21 protein-coding genes are annotated in these 22,296 nt (G+C 62.4%); 10 read left to right on the top strand and 11 right to left on the bottom strand.

Features of this window, described 5'->3' with window-relative positions; translation table 11 throughout:
- Window positions 1–12: 12 nt before the first annotated feature.
- The 8 genes from rseP to rpsB all read right to left on the bottom strand — a co-directional run bounded on the left by rseP (window position 13) and on the right by rpsB (window position 7,573).
- Entirely contained in the window at window positions 13–1,368 is a 1,356-nt protein-coding gene (gene rseP / locus BLT26_RS01235) for an RIP metalloprotease RseP (protein WP_091506920.1), read from the bottom strand.
- Window positions 1,369–1,425: 57 nt separating this feature from the next.
- Complete coding sequence (ispC, locus tag BLT26_RS01240) at window positions 1,426–2,613, bottom strand: 1-deoxy-D-xylulose-5-phosphate reductoisomerase (RefSeq protein WP_091506923.1); 1,188 nt, start codon at window positions 2,611–2,613, stop codon at window positions 1,426–1,428.
- A 143-nt stretch (window positions 2,614–2,756) separates the two neighbouring features.
- On the bottom strand, window positions 2,757–3,602 hold the full coding sequence (locus BLT26_RS01245) for a phosphatidate cytidylyltransferase (protein WP_091506925.1): 846 nt from the start codon (window positions 3,600–3,602) through the stop codon (window positions 2,757–2,759).
- A 36-nt stretch (window positions 3,603–3,638) separates the two neighbouring features.
- Window positions 3,639–4,400 (bottom strand): polyprenyl diphosphate synthase, encoded by a 762-nt coding sequence (gene uppS, locus BLT26_RS01250; protein ID WP_091506928.1) that lies wholly within the window; start codon window positions 4,398–4,400, stop codon window positions 3,639–3,641.
- Entirely contained in the window at window positions 4,400–4,957 is a 558-nt protein-coding gene (frr, locus tag BLT26_RS01255) for a ribosome recycling factor (RefSeq protein ID WP_091506932.1), read from the bottom strand. The genes uppS and frr overlap by 1 nt, the downstream gene beginning before the upstream one ends.
- Window positions 4,954–5,691: a UMP kinase gene (gene pyrH, locus BLT26_RS01260; RefSeq protein WP_091506935.1), complete on the bottom strand. Its 738-nt coding sequence runs from the start codon at window positions 5,689–5,691 to the stop codon at window positions 4,954–4,956. Before pyrH ends, frr begins: the two co-directional genes overlap by 4 nt.
- 153 nt (window positions 5,692–5,844) lie before the next feature.
- Complete coding sequence (gene tsf, locus BLT26_RS01265; RefSeq protein ID WP_091506938.1) at window positions 5,845–6,708, bottom strand: translation elongation factor Ts; 864 nt, start codon at window positions 6,706–6,708, stop codon at window positions 5,845–5,847.
- 118 nt (window positions 6,709–6,826) lie between these two features.
- Window positions 6,827–7,573 carry a 30S ribosomal protein S2 gene (gene rpsB / locus BLT26_RS01270; protein WP_091508668.1) on the bottom strand — a complete coding sequence of 249 codons (747 nt, stop codon included), beginning with the start codon at window positions 7,571–7,573 and terminating at the stop codon, window positions 6,827–6,829.
- Between the two features lie 387 nt (window positions 7,574–7,960).
- On the opposite strand from rpsB, the gene map reads away from it, so the two are divergent.
- From map to BLT26_RS01310, 8 genes are all read left to right on the top strand, one after another.
- Complete coding sequence (map, locus tag BLT26_RS01275) at window positions 7,961–8,731, top strand: type I methionyl aminopeptidase (RefSeq protein WP_091506941.1); 771 nt, start codon at window positions 7,961–7,963, stop codon at window positions 8,729–8,731.
- Between the two features lie 81 nt (window positions 8,732–8,812).
- Window positions 8,813–11,536, top strand: a complete 2,724-nt coding sequence (locus tag BLT26_RS01280) for a [protein-PII] uridylyltransferase (protein ID WP_091506944.1) — start codon at window positions 8,813–8,815, stop codon at window positions 11,534–11,536.
- A gap of 39 nt (window positions 11,537–11,575) precedes the next feature.
- Window positions 11,576–12,748 (top strand): succinyldiaminopimelate transaminase, encoded by a 1,173-nt coding sequence (gene dapC / locus BLT26_RS01285; protein ID WP_091506949.1) that lies wholly within the window; start codon window positions 11,576–11,578, stop codon window positions 12,746–12,748.
- Window positions 12,749–12,859: 111 nt separating this feature from the next.
- On the top strand, window positions 12,860–13,528 hold the full coding sequence (gene nth, locus BLT26_RS01290; RefSeq protein WP_091506953.1) for an endonuclease III: 669 nt from the start codon (window positions 12,860–12,862) through the stop codon (window positions 13,526–13,528).
- A 10-nt stretch (window positions 13,529–13,538) separates the two neighbouring features.
- Window positions 13,539–13,883, top strand: coding sequence for an ArsC family reductase (locus tag BLT26_RS01295; protein WP_091506956.1), 345 nt, complete (start codon window positions 13,539–13,541; stop codon window positions 13,881–13,883).
- 12 nt (window positions 13,884–13,895) lie between these two features.
- On the top strand, window positions 13,896–14,927 hold the full coding sequence (gene dapD / locus BLT26_RS01300) for a 2,3,4,5-tetrahydropyridine-2,6-dicarboxylate N-succinyltransferase (protein WP_091506963.1): 1,032 nt from the start codon (window positions 13,896–13,898) through the stop codon (window positions 14,925–14,927).
- Between the two features lie 88 nt (window positions 14,928–15,015).
- Window positions 15,016–16,143 (top strand): succinyl-diaminopimelate desuccinylase, encoded by a 1,128-nt coding sequence (gene dapE, locus BLT26_RS01305; RefSeq protein WP_091506967.1) that lies wholly within the window; start codon window positions 15,016–15,018, stop codon window positions 16,141–16,143.
- Between the two features lie 76 nt (window positions 16,144–16,219).
- Window positions 16,220–18,190 (top strand): alpha/beta hydrolase family protein, encoded by a 1,971-nt coding sequence (locus BLT26_RS01310; RefSeq protein WP_091506970.1) that lies wholly within the window; start codon window positions 16,220–16,222, stop codon window positions 18,188–18,190.
- 22 nt (window positions 18,191–18,212) lie between these two features.
- Here the strand turns inward: BLT26_RS01310 and BLT26_RS01315 are convergent, their stop codons facing one another.
- From BLT26_RS01315 to BLT26_RS01325, 3 genes are all read right to left on the bottom strand, one after another.
- On the bottom strand, window positions 18,213–18,599 hold the full coding sequence (locus tag BLT26_RS01315; RefSeq protein ID WP_245720541.1) for a hypothetical protein: 387 nt from the start codon (window positions 18,597–18,599) through the stop codon (window positions 18,213–18,215).
- Window positions 18,592–19,143, bottom strand: a complete 552-nt coding sequence (locus BLT26_RS01320) for a flavodoxin (protein ID WP_091508676.1) — start codon at window positions 19,141–19,143, stop codon at window positions 18,592–18,594. Before BLT26_RS01320 ends, BLT26_RS01315 begins: the two co-directional genes overlap by 8 nt.
- Before the next feature lie 263 nt (window positions 19,144–19,406).
- The gene (locus BLT26_RS01325) at window positions 19,407–19,883 is read right to left on the bottom strand and encodes a Spy/CpxP family protein refolding chaperone (protein WP_091506974.1); all 477 of its coding nucleotides are present in this window, start codon (window positions 19,881–19,883) and stop codon (window positions 19,407–19,409) included.
- 223 nt (window positions 19,884–20,106) lie between these two features.
- On the opposite strand from BLT26_RS01325, the gene BLT26_RS01330 reads away from it, so the two are divergent.
- Window positions 20,107–20,811 carry a response regulator transcription factor gene (locus BLT26_RS01330; protein WP_091508685.1) on the top strand — a complete coding sequence of 235 codons (705 nt, stop codon included), beginning with the start codon at window positions 20,107–20,109 and terminating at the stop codon, window positions 20,809–20,811.
- Entirely contained in the window at window positions 20,811–22,184 is a 1,374-nt protein-coding gene (locus BLT26_RS01335) for an ATP-binding protein (RefSeq protein WP_091506979.1), read from the top strand. Before BLT26_RS01330 ends, BLT26_RS01335 begins: the two co-directional genes overlap by 1 nt.
- Window positions 22,185–22,296: the final 112 nt, after the last annotated feature.

Here is a 22,296-nt window from a genome sequence, read left to right on the forward strand (position 1 = left end):
AGCGCCACTGCGCTACAAACGCAGAATATCGTTATAAAGGGCCAGCCCCATGATACCCAGCACCAGTGCCATGCCAACCTGCAGGCCGATCATCTGCACCCGCTCCGACACTGGCGAGCCTTTGATTACCTCGATGCCATAATAGAGCAGGTGCCCCCCATCCAGCACCGGGATCGGCAGCAGGTTGAGTACCCCCAGGCTGACACTCAGGAGGGCCAGCAGCGACAGGAATGACTGCCAGCCGGCCTCCGCCGAAGTGCCGGCCACTTTAGCAATGGTGATAGGACCGCTCAAGTTCTTGGTCGATAGCTGGCCGAATACCAGTTTCTTGAGGCTGTTAAGGGTAAACAGGGTCTTGTCCCAGGTCTCCTTTGTCCCTTTCACCAGGGCCCCCAGCACGCCGTAGTGATACGTACGCACGCGGTCTTCAGGCCAGGACTCAACCACTGGCAAAACACCGATACGGCCTATCCGCTCACCGCTCTCCAGGGTCACCAGCGCCGGGATCACTGTCAGGTCAAGCCGCTCCCCGTTGCGCTCCACGCCAACCTTGAGAGGCTGATCGGCACGGGCACGCACATACCCGGTCCATTCCTCCCAGCTCTCAAAGACCCTGCTGTCAGTGGACACTATCCGGTCGCCGGCCTTGAGCCCGGCTGCGGCGGCCGGGCTCTCCGGGGTCACCTGTGCCAGGGTCATCGTGACCGGCGGGGTCCAGAGCTCCAGGCCGGTTTCCGCCACCGGGTCCGGCACCTCCTGGCCCGCCAGCCAGCGGTCGATATCGGCGACCGAGTGATACTCCAGGTCCGAATCCGGGTAGCGAACGGTAAACTCGATCGTGCCCGAGTCCCCCAGCCGGTTGGCCAGGCGCCAGTTGAGGGCCTGCCAGGTCGGCGTCGGCTGGCCATCGACGGCCAGGATCTCCTGTCCGGTCTCCAGACCCGCGCGGGCAGCGATGCTCCCGGGCTCTACCTCTCCCACTACCGGCACGGGCCCTGCAGTCCCGCCCATGAACACGGCCCAGAACAGCACAATGGCAAGCAGGAAGTTCGCAAGCGGCCCGGCCGCGGCAATGGCAATACGGGCCCACACATTCTTGCGATTGAAGGCCTGGCCGAGCTGTTCAGGCGGCACCGGCCCCTCGCGCTCATCGAGCATCTTTACATAGCCGCCCAGCGGAATGGCGGAGACAGTAAATTCCGTGCCGTGCCGGTCGTAGCGCGACACAAGGCGGCGACCGAAACCCACGGAAAAGCGCAGCACCTTCACACCGCAGAGTCTGGCGACCAGGAAGTGCCCGAATTCGTGAAAAGATACCAGGACCCCGAGAGCGACCAGCGCCCAGAGTACCGTCTGAATCAGATCCATAGTTACTCGTCAGTTAATGCCACTCTCGTGGCCCGGCTGCGATAATCCGGGCCCGCTTCAGGCGGACTCCAGCATCTCTGCAGCCAGGGCGCGAGCCCGGCTATCCGCATTTTCGACTGCTTCCAAGCCCGTCAGTTCAACCGCTGGCATGGATCCCATGACACGCTCGATCACTTCCGGGATGGCGGTAAACGACAGCCGGCCCTCGAGGAAGGCCTCTACCGCCACCTCATTGGCGGCATTGAGCACTGTGGGAAGGCTGCCGCCCGTGGCCATGGCCTCGCGCGCTAGCCGCAGGCATGGGAAGCGCCCCGGGTCCGGGGCCTCGAAGTCGAGGCGACCCTGGGCGATGAGGTCCAGCGCCGCCACACCGCTATCGATCCGCTCAGGGAAAGCCAGTGCGTGGGCGATCGGCGTACGCATATCCGGGTTCCCCATCTGCGCCAGCAGTGAGCCATCCCGGTACTGCACCATAGAGTGCACGATACTCTGCGGGTGAACCACTACCTCGATCTGGGCCGGTTCCGCGTCGAACAGCAGGCAGGCCTCAATAAACTCGAGCCCCTTGTTCATCATGGTGGCTGAGTCGACCGAAATCTTACGCCCCATAGACCAGTTGGGGTGGGCACATGCCTCATCCGGAGTCACGTGATGCAGGGAGTCCAGCGGGTGACGCCGGAATGGGCCCCCGGAGCCAGTCAGCAGGATCTTTTCCACCCCGGCGGCTGTCAGGCCGCCGCAGGGCTGAGGCAGGCACTGGAAAATCGCATTGTGCTCGCTGTCGATCGGCAGCATCACTGCGTCGCTGGCTGCGAGGGCCCGCATAAATACAGGCCCGGCCATCACCAGGGCTTCCTTGTTAGCCAGCAGCACCCGTTTGCCGGCCTCAACAGCCGCCAGGGTGGGACGCAGTCCCGCGGCGCCGACGATGGCGGCCATAACGGTATCCACCCGGGGATCGGACGCCACCCGGCATAGCCCCTCCACACCCCAGAGCACTTCTGTGGGCAACTCGCTGTCCGCCAGCATCCGCCGGAGCCGCGCCGCGCCTTCCTCATCAGCCACCACAGCAAATTCGGGCGCAAAGCGGCGGCATTGCTCGGCCAGCTGTTCAATGCGCTCGCGAGCGGTCAGCGCAAAGACAGAGTACCTCTGCGGATGACGGGCGAGCACATCCAGGGTGCTCAGGCCGATTGATCCGGTCGCGCCCAGTACGCTCACGGATTGTTGCTGCTGGGATTGCATAGATTCCTGCTTTACCTCTCTGGGCCCGCAATGTCCCACCCTGTTTGGGTAGAACTGCGGGAAATTCCGCGGCCTTCCGCGGATAGTTCGTACGGGCTTGCGCGACTAAAGCCCTGGCTTACGCAACTGAACTGAAGGTATGTTTAAAGATACTTCGGCAACTCACTGGCCAGTGCCGCCATGGTAAACACCGGCAGGGCCGCCGAAAGACTATCCAGCCGGTCGAGAATACCGCCATGCCCCGGCAGTATGCGACTGCTGTCCTTGATTCCCCGGTGCCGCTTGAACATGCTCTCTGACAGGTCGCCGATTACCGAGGCCACCGCCGTGACCAGGATCCCAAAGGAGAAAAGCGCACTGTTCTTGAAGGGCAGCTCGAGCAGGATGGAGACGGAAACAGCCAGGATCAGGCAGGCCGCCAGCCCACCGAAAAAACCCTCCCAGGACTTGCCGGGACTGACCTCTCGCGCGAGTTTGTGCTTGCCGAAGCGCCGGCCGACAAAGTAGGCGCCGACATCCGCGGCAACAACCACCGCGACCACAAAAAGGACCAGCCAGGCACCGTGCTCCTGCCCACGCAGGATGACCACTGACAGCCAGGCCGGCACCAGTACCACCAGGCCGATCAGGCCCCGGGCCCAGCGATTGCCCCACAGCATGGCACTGGCAGGGTAGCTCTGCACCCACAGGAAAGCGAGCGCCCACCAGCCGCAGGCCACGGCCAGGATATGCCGCGCTCGTGCGGTATCCGGGCTGCCAAAGTCCATTGCGAACACATATTGTGCCGCAGCGATCAGGGCGATCCCCAGGGCGCCGAGAAAGACGAAGCGCAGGGCGCGGTTGAGATTCGAGAGATTGGCCCACTCCCAGCCACCCAGCAGGATGACCGCTACCGTGGCGAGCGAGAACCACTGGATCGGCAGCAGGAACAGCGCGCCGAGAAACAGGGCCACCAATACCAGCGCGGTAATTATTCTTTGTTTTAGCACCGTAAAACCCTTTGTTGCCTAGTCATAGGATGGATGTCAGGCCTGCGCTTTCAGCCCACCATCACCACTGCGCCCGCCATAGCGCCTATCGCGTCGGGAGTAGGCGGCGATCGCCGCGTCCAACTCACCCTCACCGAAATCCGGCCAGAGGGCGTCGGTAAAGTAAAACTCGCTATAAGCCGCCTGCCACAGGATAAAGTTGCTGATCCGCTGCTCCCCGCTGGAGCGGATTAACAGGTCGACCGGTGGCAGGTCGGCCAGCTGCACATACTCTGCCAGTGTCTGCTCCGTAATGGAATCCGGCGTCCGGTTTCCCGCAGCCACTTCTTCGGCAAGGCGGCGCGCGGCGGCGACGATATCCCACTGCCCACCGTAGTCGGCTGCAATCACCAGGTTGCCCTGGGTACCGTCGGCGGTGACCGTTTCAGCCTCTTCGATAGCCCGCCGCAGGCGCGGCGAAAAGCGATCCCGGCGGCCGATTACCCGCAGCCGCACCCCTTCCTCCTTCATGCGCACTGCCTCTTTGCGCAGGTAGGAGTAAAACAGGCTCATCAGCAGCTCCACCTCTTTCGGCGGTCGCTGCCAGTTCTCGCTGGAAAAAGCAAAAAGGGTAAGCGCCTCGACCCCCCTCTCCTTGCAGGCGGAAACCAGGTCGCGTATCCGCTCGACGCCGGCCTTGTGACCGGCCGAGGGGGGCAGGCCACGCTGGGCCGCCCAGCGACCATTACCGTCCATGATAATGGCGATATGCCGCGGTCCCTCGCGGGTTACCTCTTCGGGGGAACCACCAACAGCCATCAGATTTCCATCAGGTCCTTTTCTTTCGCCGCCAGCGCCTTGTCTACGTCGGCCACATACTGGTCAGTGATTTTCTGGATTTCATCATTGGCCCGGCGCTCGTCGTCCTCGGAGATCTCCTTGTCCTTGAGCAGGGCCTTGACGTCCGCCAGTGCATCCCGGCGGATGTTGCGGATGGATACCCGGGCGGTTTCCGCCTCGCTCCTGGCCTGCTTGATGAAGTTCTTGCGGGTCTCCTCGGTCAGCGCCGGCATCGGGATGCGGATGACGGTCCCTGCAGTGCTGGGGTTGAGGCCCAGGTCGGATTTCATGATCGCCTTTTCGATCTCCGGTACCAGGTTCTTTTCCCACGGTGTAACGGAGAGGGTCCGGGCGTCCTCGACATTTACATTGGCGACCTGCGACAGCGGGGTGTCGGCACCGTAGTAAGAGACGTGGATACCGTCGAGGATGCTGGGGTGTGCACGGCCGGTACGGATTTTATTGAAGTTGCTACCCAGGGCGTCGAGGGCCTTGCCCATGCGCACCTTGGCATCTTTCTTGATATCTTCGATCACTGTCTCACTTCCTCTTCAATTAACGTGCCCTCTTCACCACCCACTACGATATTGAGCAGTGCACCGGTCTTGTCCATGCGGAAAACCCGCACGGGCATATTGTTGTCCCGGCACAGGCAGATTGCAGTTAAATCCATTACACCCAGCTTTTTGTCCAGCACCTCATCGAAGGTCAACTGGTCATAGCGGGTCGCCGTCGGGTCCAGTACCGGGTCGGCGGAGTAAACACCATCGACCTTGGTCGCCTTCAGTACCAGCTCCGCCTCAATCTCGATACCGCGCAGGCAGGCGGCGGAATCGGTGGTAAAGAAGGGGTTGCCGGTCCCGGCGGCAAATATCAGCACCTCACCGCGCTCAAGGTGACGCACGGCCGCCCGGCGGTCATAGTGGTCGACGATACCACTCATCTGGATCGACGACATTACGCGCGAGGAAATATTGGAGCGCTCCAGCGCATCGCGCATCGCCAGCGCATTCATCACCGTGGCGAGCATCCCCATGTGGTCACCGGTGACCCGGTCGAGCCCGGCCGCATGCAGTGCCGCGCCGCGAAAGAGGTTGCCACCACCAATCACAAGGCCCACCTGGACCCCGATGCCCACCAACTGCCCAATTTCCAGGGCCATCTTGTCCAGTACCTTGGGGCTGATACCAAACCCCTGGTCTCCCATCAGCTCTTCACCGCTGAGCTTCAACAGGATTCGCTTGTACTTGCGGTCTTTTACACCGGGCATCCTCTGTTCCTCACTAGCGCTGGCAGGTATTGCCGCCGAACATTACAACAATTTCGGTCATTTACACAGAGGGGTGCCGCGATGACCCCCTGAGAGCCCACCACAAGCACCCCTCTGCAGCTGGCCGCCCGCCGGGCGGCCACAAGTCATCGATTAAGAAGAAGATTTGACCTGAGCGGCCACTTCGGCGGCAAAGTCCACATCTTCCTTCTCGATACCCTCGCCCACCTCGAAGCGGACAAAGCTGACCACATCGGCACCGGCATCTTTCGCCAGCTTGCCCACGGTCAGGTCCGGGTTCTTGACGAAAGGCTGTTCCACCAGGCTGTTCTCCTTGAGGAACTTCTTGATACGGCCACCCATCATCTTCTCGACGATCTCAGCCGGCTTGCCTTCCATATCAGGCTGGGCCTTGATGATTTCCTTTTCCTTCTCCAGCACCTCGGCCGGCATATCTTCCGGCTTGTTGACCTGCGGGTTGACCGCAGCCACGTGCATGGCCACGTCACGCGCCAGCTCCTGGTCGCCGCCGCTCAGGGCAACGAGGGAAGCGATGCGGTTGTTGGAGTGGACGTAGGCGCCGACCACCGGAGCTTCAACTACCTGTACACGGCGCACGCCGATGTTTTCGCCAATCTTCTGCACCAGGGCCTCGCGGGCGGTTTCCAGCTCGCCGTCCATCAGTGCGGCAACATCTTCCTGGCGCTCGGAGAAAGCCTTCTCAACCACCTTCTCGACGAATGCCTTGAAGTTGTCGTCCCGGGCCACGAAATCAGTCTCGGAGTTAACTTCTACCAGCACGCCGTAGCTGCCATCCTCGGCAACCTTCGCAGCCACCACACCATCAGCCGCGGTACGGCCGGCTTTCTTGGCCGCCTTCAGGCCGGAGGCCTTGCGCAGGTCCTCAATCGCCTTCTCGATATCGCCATCGGCCTCGCTCAGGGCTTTCTTGCACTCCATCATCGGCAGGCCGGTGCGCTCGCGCAGTTCTTTTACCATAGACGCGGTAATCGCCATGATTCAATCCTCGGGGTTCGTTCGCTAATGAATAGGATTTGAAAAAAAGGGGCCAGTAGTGGGCCCCTTTCCAATTCGCAGTGCAACGCTTCACTGTCGCACCGCTGCGCCCTGCGATTTACTCCGCAGCGGCTTCGTCGTCGCTCGCTTCGACGTACTCGTTCTGCGCCGCGCTGCCACCTGCTTCTGCGGCGCCGGCGATAACGGCGTCCGCCACAGCGGTAGTGTACAGCTTGATCGCGCGAATCGCGTCGTCGTTGCCGGGGATGACGTAGTCCACGCCCGCCGGATCGCTGTTGGTGTCAACTACGGCGATCACCGGGATACCCAGCTTGTTCGCTTCCTGAATGGCGATGCGCTCGTGCTCGACGTCGATCACGAACAGTGCGTCCGGGAGGCCACCCATGTCCTTGATACCACCGATGGAGCGCTCGAGCTTCTCCATCGTACGGGTGCGCATCAGGGCTTCTTTCTTGGTCAGCTTCTCGAAGGTACCGTCCTGGGACTGGGCCTCCAGGTCACGATAGCGCTTGATGGAAGCGCGGATGGTCTTGTAGTTGGTGAGCATGCCGCCCAGCCAGCGGTTGCTGACGTAAGGCATGCCAGAGCGCTCGGCCTGCTCGCGGATGGACTTCTGCGCGGCGCGCTTGGTGCCGACGAACAGAATCTTCTTCTTCTGCGCGGCCATACCCTTGATCACCTGCAGGGCTTCGTTGAAAGCCGGCACAGTGTGCTCGAGGTTGATGATGTGGATCTTGTTGCGGGCGCCAAAGATGAACTGACCCATCTTCGGGTTCCAGTAGCGGGTCTGGTGGCCAAAGTGGACACCAGCCTGCAGCATATCGCGCATGCTGACTTGCGGCATAGGTAAAACCTCAATATCTACGGAAGCAGCCATCCGAGGCCGGCAGCTCCTTCCCGGGTTATATCCTCCACACACCCCATGCGCCAATCCCGTTGCAGATGCAGTTCCGGGACACCCAGGCACATGTGCCGGTGTATGTGAGACGTTTGTCAATGAATGTTCGCCCGGGGCCGACGGCCCAGAGCGGCGCGCTTTATACCATATCCAGCCAGGCGCTGGAAGCCAAAAAGCCGACAAGGCCCTCCCAGCGGCGGACCGGGCCACTCCCGGGCCCGGCAGGCCATGCCGGTTATGCCCGGCGCCACTGAATCCGCTACAATACCGCGCCCGCCGGGGCATTGCCCGGCTTCATGGACCCAGCAGCAACCAGCCCGGACAGAGTAGAGTATGACCACATCCATCAAGACCCCGGAACAGATCGCCAAAATGCGCACCGCCGGCCGCCTGGCCGCCGAGGTGCTGGAGATGATCGGCGAATACGTGGTTCCCGGCGTCACCACCGAGGAGCTGGACCGGCGCTGCCATGACCATATCGTCAATGTGCAGAATGCCATCCCCGCATGCCTGGGCTACCGCGGCTTCCCCAAGTCGATCTGCACTTCCGTCAACGAGGTGGTCTGCCACGGCATCCCCGCTGAGAACAAGACCCTGAAGAAGGGTGACATCATCAATATCGATGTCACCGTCATCAAGGACGGCTGGTACGGGGATACCAGCAAGATGTACTTCGTCGGCAACCCTGCGCCCCACGCCGAGCGACTGGTCAGGATCACCCAGGAATGCCTTTACCGCGCCATCGAGCTGGTGCGACCGGGCACCACCCTCGGCGATATCGGCCATGTAATCCAGCAGCATGCAGAGAAGAACTACTACTCCGTGGTGCGGGACTTCTGCGGCCACGGCATCGGTGACGTCTTCCACGAGGACCCGCAGGTGCTGCATTACGGCAAGCCCGGCACCGGCCTGGTCCTCGAGGAGGGCATGACCTTTACCATCGAACCGATGATCAACGCCGGCAAGCCGGACACCAAGGTACTGCGGGATGGCTGGACGGCAGTAACCGTTGATCGTCGCCTGTCGGCCCAGTGGGAGCACACCATGGCGGTGACCAGCGACGGAGTCGAAGTCCTCACCGCCCGCAGCGAAGAGAACTTCTGATTCGGGGCCAGGCCGACCCCTGACTCGCGGGTCTCCGCAGCCATCCGCAATACCGCCCAAGAGGGACCGAGGAACTGATCGATGCAGCTGGCCAACACCCCCTATTTCACACGCCCACTGTTCTTTTTTGACCAGGCCCGGTTCCGTCGCGCCCTTGCGGCGGGAGAGAAGCCGGCCCTGGAGATATTCAAGGATGCAGCCGGCGCTGCCGACACGCAGATGGAGCAGCGTTTTCGCGAGGGGGAGGACGTCCGCACCCTGGTCCACGAGCGGGCCCTGTTCGTCGACTGCCTGCTCCACTATGCCTGGCATCAGTACCAGTGGCCCACCGGCGTTGGCCTGTTGGCAGTGGGCGGTTACGGCCGCGGCGAACTGCACCCCCACTCCGATATCGACCTGCTGATACTCACCGGCGCCCAACCTGACCCCCAGGTGGTGGACAATATCGAGCGCCTGGTGGCCTTCCTGTGGGACCTGGGGCTCGATATCGGCCACTCGGTACGCTCCATCGAGCAGTGCCTGGAGATGGCGCGAAGTGACATTACTGTCGCCACCAACCTGATGGAATGCCGCACCGTGGTAGGCGACGACAAGCTGCGCGGGCAGCTTGCGGAACAGATGACGCCGGACCGGCTGTGGCCAGCCGATGAGTTTTTCGAGGCCAAGTCCGCCGAACAGCGGGAGCGGCACAGCCGCCAGAAAGGCTCCGAGTACAACCTCGAACCCAATATCAAGAATGCGCCCGGCGGCCTGCGGGACATCCAGACCATCGGCTGGGTGGCCAAGCGCTATTTCCAGGTGCGCACCCTCAAGCAGCTCCAGGGCAAAGGCTTCTTTACCGAGGAGGAGTTCGGCATCCTCCAGTCCGGTGAGGACTTCCTGTGGCGTGTGCGCTACGGCCTGCACCTGCTGGCCGGCCGCGCCGAGGAACGCCTGCTGTTCGATTACCAGCGCGAGCTGGCGAAGCAGTTTGGCTACGAGGACAGCGATACCCAGCTGGCGGTGGAGCAGTTCATGCACAGCTATTACCGCATCGTGATGGCACTGCGGGAACTCAACGATGTCCTGCTGCAGTTCCTCGACGAGGCCATCCTCCAGCGGGGCCAGAGCGAGAGCGTCACCCCCATTAACGAGCGCTTCCAGCTGCGCGACAATACCATCGAGGTGACCCAGACCGGCGTCTTCGTGGAGGACCCGTCGGCGCTGCTGGAAATCTTTGTACTGATGGCGGAAAACCCGAAAATCGAGGGTGTGCGGGCCTCGACCATCCGCCTGATCCGCGAGCACCGCCACCTGATCGACGACCACTTCCGTGCGGACCCGCACAACGCGGAACTCTTTATACAGCTACTGCGCGCCCCGCGGGGACTCTCCACCCAGCTCACGCGCATGACCCGCTACGGCATCCTGGGAAGGTACCTGCCCGAGTTCGGCCGCGTCACGGGCCAGATGCAGCACGACCTTTTCCACATCTACACCGTGGACGCCCACACCCTGCAGGTGGTGCGCAACATGCGCAGTTTCCGCGGTCCGGAAGCGTGGGAGAAATACCCCATCGCCGCCCAGATCATGGCGCGCCTGCGCAAACCGGAGCTGCTCTATATCGCCGGCCTGTACCACGATATCGCCAAGGGCCGCGGCGGCGACCATTCAATCCTGGGCATTCGCGATGCCGATGCCTTCTGCCGGCGCCACCACTTGCCGGCCCGCGACCGTCGGCTGGTCTGTTGGCTGGTGGAGAAACACCTGCTGATGAGCGCGGTCTCCCAGAAGCAGGACATCAGTGACCCCGAAGTTGTGCACGAATTTGCCCGCGAGGTTGGTGACCGGGAGCACCTGGATTATCTCTACGCGCTCACCGTGGCGGACATCAACGCCACCAATCCGGAATTGTGGAACAGCTGGCGCGCCAGCCTCATGCGCCAGCTCTACCAGGCCACCCAGGGCGCGCTGCGCCGCGGCCTCGAGAACCCCATCGACCGGGAGGAAATCATCGAGGAGACCCGCGCCCAGGCGAGCGCCAGCCTGCGGACACTGGGGCTGCCGCAACAGGCCGTCGAGGATATCTGGGCGCAGATGGGTGATGACTACTTCGTCCGCGAGAGCGCCGACAATATCACCTGGCACACCGCGGCCATCCACCAGCTGATGTGTGCCAGTGAAAAGGGCGAGGAGAACGACACCCTGGTCCTGACCAGGAACTCGGGACGCGGCGAGCATGACGGCGCCACCGAGGTGTTCGTGTACACCCCCGACCGCGCCAATGTCTTCGCGGCCGTGGTTACCGGCCTCGACATGCTCAACCTGAACATCCATGATGCCCGCCTCTACAGCTCGGCGTCCGGCTACACACTCGATACCTTCTATGTGCTGGACGAATCCGGCCAGCCACTGCTGGAGGACCCCACCAGGCTGGAGCAGATTCGCTCCACCCTGCAGGAGGAACTGGCACTGGTGGAGGATTACTCCAAGGTTATCAAGCGGCGCACGCCGCGCAGGCTGAAGATGTTCGAACTGGAAACACGGGCCAGCCTGTCCACCGAACCCGGCGACCACTACAGCACACTGGAAATCACCAGCGCCGACCGCCCCGGCCTGCTGGCACGCATCGCACGGATTTTTATCGACCACGACCTGCGCCTGCACAATGCCAGGATTTCCACCCTGGGCGAGCGAGTGGAAGATATCTTCCATATTACCGACGCAGAGGGAGAGCCCCTGCTGGACGAGTCCGCCAACCGGGAGCTGGAGGAAGCCATCTGCCGGGAACTGGACGCGCACCAGACTACCCAGCGGCCACAATGAGGCGGAAAGCGCAGGGATAACAACAGGCAGCGAATAACGATGAATCCGAATCTGGACAAATTACAGCCCTACCCCTTTGCCAAGCTGGCCAGCCTCAAGCAGGGCCTGGTGCCTGCCGACAAACCCCACATTGCCCTGTCGATCGGCGAACCCAAGCATCCGGCACCGGCCTTCGTGCGCGAGGCACTGGTAGACAACCTGGACCAGCTCGCCGCCTACCCGGCCACCCGCGGCCTCGATATCCTGCGCCAGACCATCAGTGACTGGCTGTGCAGCCGCTTCGGGCTCGGGGAGGTCTGCGCCGAAAGCCAGGTGCTGCCCGTAAACGGCACTCGCGAGGCCCTGTTCGCCTTTGCCCAGGCGGTGGTCTCGCCGGGCAGCCGCGTGGTGATGCCCAACCCCTTTTACCAGATTTACGAGGGCGCGGCCCTGCTGGCGGGCGCCACCCCCTATTTTGTCAACTGCTCCGCCGCGGAAGGATTTCGCCCCGATTTCGCCGCAGTGCCTGAAGCGGTGTGGCAGGATTGCGAACTGCTCTACCTGTGCACTCCCGGCAACCCCACCGGCGCACTGCTGGGGATGGATGACCTGCGCGACCTGATCGGGCTGGCCGATCGCTACGACTTCACCATCGCGTCGGACGAGTGCTACTCCGAGCTGTATTTTGACGAGGACGCCCCGCCACCGGGCCTCCTGCAGGCGTGCCGGGAGATGGGCCGCGACGACTACCGTCGCTGTGTGGTATTCCACAGCCTGTCGAAGCGCTCCAACCTCCCCGGGCTGCGTTCCGGCTTCGTCGCCGGCGATGCGCAGGTACTGGAGAAATTCCTGCTCTACCGCACCTACCACGGCTGCGCCATGCCGCTGCCGAGCCAGCACGCTTCTGTAGCGGCCTGGCGGGACGAGGAGCACGTGCGGGAGAACCGCGCCCTCTACCGGGACAAGTTTTCCGCGGTACTGGACATCCTCGACGGCTGCCTGGACCTGACAGTGCCCCCGGCAGGTTTTTACCTGTGGCCGCGCGTCGGCGATGGCGAACAATTCGCACGGGAATTGTTCGAGCAGCAGAACATCACCGTTTTGCCCGGCAGTTTCCTCGCCCGGGACGCGGCCGGGATAAACCCCGGGCGCGAATATGTGCGCATGGCACTGGTGGCAACCTTGGGCGAATGCATCGAGGCCGCGCACCGCATCCGCTCGTTCTGCACCTGACAGTCTTGCGCAAGTTTCCCGGCTGAGAATGGCAGGGAACAGAAACCTTTTGGCAGGCGGGGCCGGCTTCCCCGACAATCCGTCGGCTACAGGCACCCGATTGAAAATATCATGGCAGTAAAAAACCTACTCAAGAAAGAACGCGTCGATTTCATCCTGGACAAACTGGAGTCACTCTATCCCGAGACTCCGGTTCCGCTCGACCACACGGACCCCTACACGCTGCTCGTGGCAGTCCTGCTGTCGGCGCAGTGTACTGATGAGCGAGTCAATCAGGTGACCCCGGCCCTGTGGGAGCTGGCTGACAACCCCCGGGACATGGCTCGGGTGCCGGTCGAGGAAATCCAGCGGGTCATTCGCCCCTGCGGCCTCTCCCCCCAGAAAGCGCGGGCAATCAGCAGGCTGTCGCAGATACTGGTCAACGAATATCACGGGCGGGTACCCGAGAACATGGCCGCCCTGGAAACCCTGCCGGGAGTGGGCCACAAGACCGCCAGCGTGGTAATGGCCCAGGCTTTCGGCCACCCCGCCTTCCCGGTGGACACCCATATCCACCGGCTGGCCCAGCGCTGGGGCCTGACCAGCGGCAAGAACGTGGCCCAGACCGAAAAAGACCTCAAGCGGGTGTTCCCCCGCGACCGCTGGAACAAGCTGCACCTGCAGATCATCTTCTATGGCCGCGAGTACTGCACCGCCCGGGGCTGCGACGGCACCGTGTGCGAGATCTGCACCACCTGCTACCCCGCACGCAAGAATCCCAAGAAAACCAGAAAGGCATGACGGCACGACAATGATTACCCTCTATGGCATCAAGAACTGCGACACCGTGAAAAAAGCCCGCAAGTGGCTTGAGAGCAACGGCATAGACTACCGCTTCCACGATTTTCGTGAGGACGGCATGGGCGATGTGCCACTGCAGCAGTGGCTCGAGGAATTCGGCTGGGAGCAGGTACTGAACCGCCGCTCCACCAGCTGGCGTGCCCTGGAAGAAACGCAAAAGAACGCAATGGACAACAACGCCGCACTCGCGGCGGCCCGGGCAACCCCCACCCTGATCAAGCGTCCCGTGACCGCCTGTGGCGACCGGACGATTTTCGGTTTCCGGGAAGCAGCATTCAAAGAACTGGCGAACTAAGGAAGCACTGCAATGAGTGAGATTTACAGCATCGGATTCGGCGTCGGCACCTGTAATGGCAAAGGTGAGTGGCTGGAGGTCTACTACCCCCAGCCACTGCTGAAACCGGAAGCCGCCGTCGCCTCAGCAATCCAGGAGGTTCTCGGGATCGACAGCGGCAACCACGCCCTCGCCCTGGATCCGGCCCAGCTGCAACCACTGGCGGAGCGCCTCGCAGAGGCGGGGGCCAGTCGGCAGGCGGAAATCCTGCAGCAGTTTGCCCATACCCAGCGCCCGCTGGTCGCGGTGGTACTGCACGCGGACGAGGCGCCGGAATCGGTACCCGAGGCCTACCTCAAGCTGCACCTGCTGTCCCACCGGCTGGTGAAGCCCCACGAGACCTGTCTGGACGGCATTTTCGGCAAGCTGGTCAATGTGGCCTGGACCAACCAGGGTGCCATCGACCTGGCGGAACTGCCGCAGCGCCAGCTGGAGGCGCGCCTGAAGGGCGAACTGCTGGATGTCGACTGCGTCGACAAGTTCCCCAAGATGACCAATTACGTGGTGCCGCAGGGCGTGCGTATCGCCCATACCGCCCGCGTACGGCTCGGTGCCTACCTGGGCGAGGGAACCACCATCATGCACGAGGGCTTCGTCAACTTTAACGCGGGCACCGCGGGCCCCGGCATGATCGAGGGCCGCATCTCTGCCGGGGTGTTCGTCGGCGCGGGCTCCGACCTGGGCGGCGGTTGCTCCACCATGGGCACCCTCTCGGGCGGCGGCAACATCGTCATCTCCGTCGGTGAAAACTGCCTGCTGGGTGCCAATGCCGGCATCGGCATTCCGCTGGGGGATCGCTGCACCGTGGAAGCCGGCCTCTACATCACCGCCGGCACCAAGGTGGCGCTGCTGGACGATGCCGGCGAGCTGGTGGAGCACGTCAAGGCCCGCGACCTGGCCGGCAAGCCCGACCTGCTGTTCCGCCGCAACTCCACCAACGGTGCGGTTGAGTGCCTGACCAACAAGAGCGCAGTCGAGCTGAACGAGGCGCTGCACAGCAACTGAGCCGGCCCCGCCCCAGGCCCGCCCCGATACGGGCGGTGCCCCGGGGCCTTTTGCCACTTGAAGGAATCCACCCGAGGAACACCACCCCATGACCCCCACGGTACAACTCGCCAGTGACCTGATCCGCCGCCGCTCCGTCACACCCGAAGACGCCGGCTGCATGCAGCTGATGATGGAGCGGCTGGAAAAAATCGGCTTCCGAGCCACTTACCTGCGCCGGGGCGACACCGACAACCTCTGGGCCGTGCGCGGTGACAGCGGCCCCCTGTTCGCCTTCGCCGGTCACACAGACGTGGTACCCACCGGGCCGGAATCCAACTGGCAACACCCGCCCTTCGAGCCCGTAATCGAGGATGGCTACCTGTTCGGGCGCGGCGCGGCTGACATGAAGGGCTCACTGGCGGCGATGGTGGTTGCCTGCGAGGAATTCGTCGCCGCGCACCCCGACCACAACGGCCGCATCGCGTTCCTGATTACCAGCGACGAAGAGGGTCCCGCGGACAATGGCACGGTCAAGGTTGTGGAGTGGCTGGAGGAACAGGGGGAAAAGATCGACTGGTGCCTGGTGGGCGAGCCCTCCAGCACCGAACGGGTCGGCGACGTGATCAAGAACGGCCGCCGGGGATCCCTGGGGCTTGAGCTAACCGTGTTCGGGGTGCAGGGGCACGTGGCTTACCCGCACCTGGCCGAGAATCCGGTACATCGCCTCGCACCGGCGCTGGCCGAGCTGGCATCGGAAAAATGGGACGACGGCAATGACTTCTTCCCGGCCACCAGCTTCCAGGTGTCCAATATCAACGGCGGTACCGGTGCCACCAACGTGATACCGGGCGAGGTAAAGGTGATTTGCAACTGGCGCTTCTCCACCGAGCTGACAGCGGAAGAACTGCAGCGCCGCGCCCGGGCCATTCTCGACCGCCACGGCCTGAAATATGAGGCGAACTTCAAGCTCTCCGGCCAGCCGTTCCTGACCGCCAAAGGGGCACTGGTGGAAGCCGCGCAACGAGCCATCGAGTCCGTTTCAGGAGAGGCGACGGAGCTGTCCACGGCAGGTGGCACCTCCGACGGCCGCTTTATCGCGCCTACTGGCGCCCAGGTGGTCGAGCTCGGCCCGGTCAATGCCACCATTCACAAGGTCGATGAGTGCGTGTGCGCAGGGGACCTCGATACCCTGAAAGATATGTACCGTGAAATACTGTGTAACCTGGAAATGTGACGCAGTTCTCCCCACAGCCTTGCCCGACCGCTGTGCCCTAGCATAATCGTAGCAACACACACAGTGGAGCACGGTTATGCTTGGGCGCCGATTTCACCTGATCCTGCTTGTCATTCTCTCCCTGCCGGCATGGGGTACACCACAGGTGCCTCTGCGCGACCTGGTGAAACACGCCGAAATCCAGCAGGTAAAGATCTCGCCCAGCGGTACCCATATTGCGGTGCAAAAGCTGCATGAGGGTGAACGCGTCCTGGTCTTTATGTCCCTTAGCCCACTGGAAATCACCGGCACCCTGCGATTTCAGGGTAATGAAGAGGTCGGGGATTTCTATTGGGCCAACGATGAGCGAGTGGTTGCCGAGGTTCTCTCTCGGCGGGCCGCCCTCGAGGCACCGGTCAATTACGGCTCTCTCTACGCCATCAATTATGACGGCTCTCGCGGCAAGACTATTTTTGGCTGGGCGGCAGGAGAAATGCAGACGGGCTCGCACATCCGCCGGGCTGAAAGAACCAACGCGCACGCCATCCTGATTGACCCGCTGCTGCACAATAAGAAAGAGGCCCTTGTCTCCACTTATCCCTGGGACCGAAACTGGGAAACCCTTGGCGAGGTCCTCCGCGTGAATATCTATACCGGGGTGCGGAGACGAGTGGCGAGTCTTCCCCAGGTCGGCGGGCGCGCCTTCACCGACGGACGCGGCGAACTCCTGTTTGCCAATGGCACTGACCAGGACGACGAGTACCAGCTGTTCCGCCGGGATGGCATAAACTGGAAAAAAGTGGAGCACCCCGCACTCAAGCGCGGCACGCCGGTTGGCTTCAACTACAGTGAAAATACTGCCTACCTGATCATCGACCGCAAGGGCGACACCGAGCAGCTGGTACGACTGGATATGGAAAGTGGCGAAGTCATCCCGGTTTTCAGCCATGAATTCGCAGATATTTCTGAAGTAATCCGTGAGCCAGTGGCAAAGCAGCCGGTTGGCGTCTATATCGATCCTGACCAGCCCCAGGCACAATTTTTCGACGAAACCGGTGACTTCGCCGCGTTTTTTCGCGGGCTAAAGAAAGCCTTCACGGGTTACCGGATCAGCTTCACCAGCTTCACCGACGACGGGCGCAAGGGCATCCTGGAAGTAACGGGCGATCGCCTTCCCGGGGATTATTTCCTGGTGGACCTCGAGACCAAAAAGGCCGAATTCCTGCTGGCCTCCGCCCGCTGGCTCGACCCTGAAATGCTCAACCCGATGCAGCCCCATTCATTCACTGCCGAAGACGGTATGCGCATCGGCCTCTACCTGACCTTCCCCCGGAACCGCGAGCAAAACCTGCCGATGGTGGTGATGCCTCACGGCGGTCCCCATGCCCGTGACTATTGGAGCTACGATCAAGACGCCCAGATTCTTTCCCAGAATGGTTACCTGGTGCTGCAGGTGAACTTCCGGGGCTCAACGGGGTATGGGGATGGGTTCTTTGCTGCCGGCCGACGGGAATGGGGCGGTGCTATTCAGGAAGATATCGCCGCGGCCGCTCGCTGGGCCATTGCACAGGGGTACGCCGACCGCGACAGAATCTGCATTTATGGGGCCAGCTTCGGCGGCTACTCGGCAATGATGAATCCTATCCGCAATCCGGGCCTCTATCAGTGCGCGGCCGGCTACGTGGGCGTATACGACCTTGCCATGTTGTTTGAGAAAGGGGATATCCCGAGACGCGATCGCGGCATCGCCTTTCTCGAGAAAGAGCTGGGGCAAGACCCGGAATTTCTGCGTATCAACTCGCCGCTGCACAATACGGAACAGCTCCAGCTACCCGTATTTATCGCCCACGGCGGACAGGATGAGCGCGCACCGGTCGAGCACGCCGAGGCTATCCTCGAGAAGCTGCAAAAGGAGGGGCGACAGGTTGAGAGCCTGATATTACCCAATGAGGGACACGGCTTTTACAGCGAGGAAAACAACCTGCAACTGTATAACCGGCTACTGACATTTCTGGATCGCCATATCGGTGTGGGAGCCGCAGAGAAAAAAGCACCGGCTGACAATTAAACGGCTGCTGCTGGCGGGTGCCTCAGTGGAGCCGTCCGCGGGAGCCGGCATCCGCGTGCTGTGCCGGCTCTTCCAGGGCGTGGGTCATCACGAAGTAATAAGCAACCTGCGGCTGCCCCTGCACTTCCACCACCAGGTCGAAATTGAACTCGCCCTTTTCTCCCGGGGTGACCTGTACCGAGCTCACATGTTCGGGCTCGATAAACAGCTCCGCCACCAGCCGCTTGCCGCGCACCACCTGCACCAGAAGCGTACGGGCATCCTCCTGGCTGAACCGCCAGTGATAGTCGTCATCGTCGTAGACCACGGAGTCTGCGGTCCCGGCGCGCAGGATGCAGTTCGGATGCTCCGCCAGCCAGGTCCAGAATTCCTGAAATGACAGTGAGGTCTGCATCGCGTGTTCAGTCATCGAGCTCGCTCACACTGTCCGCGCCCCCTTCCAGGCCGAACTCTTCGGCCACCTGGCGGCACCACTGGTTGAGCCGGGTTGCGGTGAGCTCCTCCTGCTGGTCCTCGTCGATCGCCAGGCCAACGAACTTGCCCTCCCCCTCGATCTCCGCCTTCGATGCTTCAAACTCGTAACCTTCGGTCGGCCAGTGGCCGACGATCGCCGCACCGTTGGCGACAATCACATCGTGCAGCATACCCATGGCATCGAGGAAGTAGTCGCCGTAGCCGAACTGGTCACCCAGCCCGAACAACGCCACCGTCTTGCCGCTGAAGTCGATCTCCTGCACATCCTCCCAGAATTCCTCCCAGTCGGACTGGATCTGGCCGAAATCCCATGTGGGGATGCCGAAGATGAGCTGCTCGTACTCGCCGATCTCCAGTTGAGTCACATCGGCAATGTCGTGGACGTCGACCCGGTCCTCACCGAGGCGGGCACGGATGCGTTGGGCCACGCTTTCGGTGTTGCCCTCGTCACTGCCAAAAAACAAGCCGATCTTGCTCACAAACACTCCTCTCACTGCGAATCTTCCCGGGAGGCGGGACAGGTCCTGACCCGGGGGTCGGGCACCGCCGGTGGCCGGGGCGCGGTATTTTCCCAACAATGCCCGCCTACAGCAAGCGCGGACGGGCGCGGCCCAGAGTCGCGGGAGGAATTACCGTAAAAGTGAAATGCCCCCATAGGCGGGGGCAAGGGGGAGGACCTGCCGGGCACCGGGAACGCCCGGAAGCAAGCGGGGCGGCCGGCCCGGCGGGAAGGTCTGGCGGGTTACTGGCTGTCGGGGCGCTTCTGGCGGCGCTCCTTCCAGCGGTCCTTGCGCTCACTGTGCATCTGTTCCAGCTTTGCCTTCTGCTCATCGGTCAGTACAGCCTTGAGTTGCTCATGCATTTCCCGGCGCTGGCGCATTTTTTCGATTTGCAGCGCCCCCAACCGGGAGGCAAGCTCGTCGAGCGTCGCCTGGTCGGCACCGGAATCGAGAGCCTCGCTCACCTCCTCCCGAACCTTGTGCATTTCCTCGCGAAGTTTGCGATGTTCGGCGCGATTCGCCTCGTGATTGGCCTTTATCTGGGCTTTTTGCTCCTCGGTCAATTCCAGCTTTTCTGCCATCCGCTCCAGCATTCGCTCGTGGTGCGGCCCCTTGTCCCCGTGGTGACCATGGTGATCAGCCATGGCAAAGCCGGGAATGGCCAGGGCTGATGCGACCACCACGCTGGCCGCCATTGTTTTCCAGTTACTCACGTTCATCTTTCGCTCCTCTCTGTCCAGGTTGCCCGTCTATCCAGCCCGTTACCTCTCGCCCTGCGGAGCAGGGTTATTGACGGACGGTAAGTGCATGGTAGAACCGCGGGGCGTAAACAGGGGATAACTGCGGTAAACAACTGTTAAGAACGGTAAACCGCGCGGCAATGGCAACAGCAGGAGCCTGGCCTTCGAATATAATGCCGGCAGTAAACACATGGAATTGACTATGAATCGAATCCTGCTGGTCGACGACGACCGGGAACTGACCGACCTGCTGGCCGAATACCTTACCGGAGAGGGCTTTGAGGTAACGGTGGCGAACGACGGAGGAAGTGGCCTTGAGCTGGCGCGCAGCAATAACTTTGACGCTCTGGTGCTGGACGTGATGCTGCCGGTACACAACGGATTCGACCTGCTGCGCAAACTGCGTGAAGACGCTGGCGCGGCGGGATCCCTGCCCGTGCTGATGCTCACCGCCCGGGGCGATACCGTGGATCGTATCGTCGGGCTGGAGATGGGCGCCGATGACTACCTGCCCAAGCCATGCAACCCACGCGAGTTGGCGGCACGCCTGCGCGCGGTTCTGCGCCGCGGCCGCGCCGAGCGCCCGGCAGAGGACGACCAGCTCGGTAGCGGCCCGCTGCGCCTGCGCCCGTCGGAACACCAGGCGTACTGGGACGAGCAGCCACTGGCCCTCACCGGGGCAGAATTTTCCGTGCTGAAAGTGCTGGTACAGCAGGCCGGGGAGGTGGTCAACAAGGAAACCCTCACCGAGAGCGCGCTCGGCCGCAAGTTGATGCCCTACGACCGGTCCATCGATGTGCACGTCAGCAATATCCGCAAGAAACTCGCCGAGCGGGGTGCCAGTCGGGACCTGATCATCAATATTCGCGGCGCCGGCTATATGCTGACCCAGAGTACCGGATCCTGATGCGCAGCCTCTTCTGGAAGATGTTTTTCGGCGCCTGGCTCACCGCCATGGTCATGGTGGTGAGCACCATTTACATCACGCACATGGGCGACTTCGGTGATCCCCGCCAGAAGGAGCGCTGGGAAGTATCCGCGATGGTCAGCGAGCTGACGCGCAATATGCGCCGCGCCCGCCGCCACGGGCCCGAGCATTTCCGCTACTGGCTCGGCCGCCAGCCGCGTGAATTCCGCGATCGGGTATTTGCGCTGGGTCCCGACGGCCGTGAAATCCTCGGCCGCCCTATTCCATCGGAAATGGCACCGCTATTCCAGAACCTGCACTTCCGCAACCGCGAACTCCGCACACTCGTCGACAATAAACCCACCATCGGCTTTTTCATTCCCATGCGCGAGCGCGGGGGCCTGCGGGTAGCGTTTATCGCCGGCAAGAGCAAGCAGGAACTGCTGCTGCTGTTCCTCTGGAACAATTTCTGGCCCATCCTGCTGTTATCGATGCTGGCATCCGGTGCCGTCTGCTACTGGCTGGCGAAGTACCTGAGCCGGCCGCTCGACAAGCTGCGTACCGCTACCCGGCGCGTCGCCGCCGGGGAACTGGACTACCGCGTTGCGCCGGCATTGCAGGGACGGGGCGACGAGCTGGCTGACCTTGCCCACGATTTCGACTCCATGACAGCACAGCTGCAGGAATCGATGGCCGAGCAGCGCCGGCTGATCAAGGATGTCTCCCACGAGCTGCGCTCACCCCTGGCTCGACTGCAGGTCGCGCTGGGAATCGCCCGGCAGAAAGATACCCGCGGCCTGGAACAGGAACTGGAGAAGATCGGCAAGGCCGCCGATTACCTTGAGGAGATCATCGCCGACATCCTGTCCATGCCCGTCACCGGCAGCGACGAGCGCAAGCTCGATGACGTAGTAGAGATAAACAGCCTGATGTCGGCTCTCAGTGAAGACCTTCGGGACGAAGCGGAACAGAGAGGCATCACCATCGAACTTTACCCGTGCAACCGGGAACTACTGGTGGCCACCCGCGGTAGCACGCTCACGGCCGCGCTCGAAAACATCCTGCGCAACGGCATCAAGTACAGCCCGGCAGACAGCCGTGTAACAGCCACTATAGGAGCCGGCGAGGCCAGTTGCCTGGTTCGCGTGGTCGACTCGGGCAGCGGCGTGGCAGATGAAGACCTGCAGGCGATTTTCCGCCCCTTCTACCGCACCGATGATGCCCGCACCCGCGAGAGTGGTGGTATCGGGCTGGGCCTGGCAATTGCACAGCGCACTGTCCAGCAGCACGGCGGCCAGATTACTGCCAGCAATGCGGCCGGGGGTGGGCTCTGCGTGCAGGTAGAGTTGCCCCTGGTCGAGCTCGACATGTAATGCCGGCCTGCCCCCCCGGCCGATATGGTACGTTGGCCTGTAGCCGGCAAGACGCTAAACTCCTAATGCCCGACGGGCCAACGACACGCCCCGCGTGCGGCCCGGAACAATA

The organism is Microbulbifer yueqingensis (assembly GCF_900100355.1).
Classification (GTDB): Bacteria; Pseudomonadota; Gammaproteobacteria; order Pseudomonadales; family Cellvibrionaceae; genus Microbulbifer; species Microbulbifer yueqingensis.

Coding starts and splice junctions, on each gene's coding strand:
- rseP (WP_091506920.1), bottom strand. CDS start 1,368: ATGGATCTGATTCAGACGGTACTCTGGGCGCTGGTCGCTCTCGGGGTC.
- ispC (WP_091506923.1), bottom strand. CDS start 2,613: ATGCAATCCCAGCAGCAACAATCCGTGAGCGTACTGGGCGCGACCGGA.
- uppS (WP_091506928.1), bottom strand. CDS start 4,400: ATGGCTGTTGGTGGTTCCCCCGAAGAGGTAACCCGCGAGGGACCGCGG.
- pyrH (WP_091506935.1), bottom strand. CDS start 5,691: ATGCCCGGTGTAAAAGACCGCAAGTACAAGCGAATCCTGTTGAAGCTC.
- tsf (WP_091506938.1), bottom strand. CDS start 6,708: ATGGCGATTACCGCGTCTATGGTAAAAGAACTGCGCGAGCGCACCGGC.
- rpsB (WP_091508668.1), bottom strand. CDS start 7,573: ATGCCGCAAGTCAGCATGCGCGATATGCTGCAGGCTGGTGTCCACTTT.
- map (WP_091506941.1), top strand. CDS start 7,961: ATGACCACATCCATCAAGACCCCGGAACAGATCGCCAAAATGCGCACC.
- BLT26_RS01280 (WP_091506944.1), top strand. CDS start 8,813: ATGCAGCTGGCCAACACCCCCTATTTCACACGCCCACTGTTCTTTTTT.
- dapC (WP_091506949.1), top strand. CDS start 11,576: ATGAATCCGAATCTGGACAAATTACAGCCCTACCCCTTTGCCAAGCTG.
- nth (WP_091506953.1), top strand. CDS start 12,860: ATGGCAGTAAAAAACCTACTCAAGAAAGAACGCGTCGATTTCATCCTG.
- BLT26_RS01295 (WP_091506956.1), top strand. CDS start 13,539: ATGATTACCCTCTATGGCATCAAGAACTGCGACACCGTGAAAAAAGCC.
- dapD (WP_091506963.1), top strand. CDS start 13,896: ATGAGTGAGATTTACAGCATCGGATTCGGCGTCGGCACCTGTAATGGC.
- dapE (WP_091506967.1), top strand. CDS start 15,016: ATGACCCCCACGGTACAACTCGCCAGTGACCTGATCCGCCGCCGCTCC.
- BLT26_RS01310 (WP_091506970.1), top strand. CDS start 16,220: ATGCTTGGGCGCCGATTTCACCTGATCCTGCTTGTCATTCTCTCCCTG.
- BLT26_RS01315 (WP_245720541.1), bottom strand. CDS start 18,599: ATGACTGAACACGCGATGCAGACCTCACTGTCATTTCAGGAATTCTGG.
- BLT26_RS01325 (WP_091506974.1), bottom strand. CDS start 19,883: ATGAACGTGAGTAACTGGAAAACAATGGCGGCCAGCGTGGTGGTCGCA.
- BLT26_RS01330 (WP_091508685.1), top strand. CDS start 20,107: ATGAATCGAATCCTGCTGGTCGACGACGACCGGGAACTGACCGACCTG.
- BLT26_RS01335 (WP_091506979.1), top strand. CDS start 20,811: ATGCGCAGCCTCTTCTGGAAGATGTTTTTCGGCGCCTGGCTCACCGCC.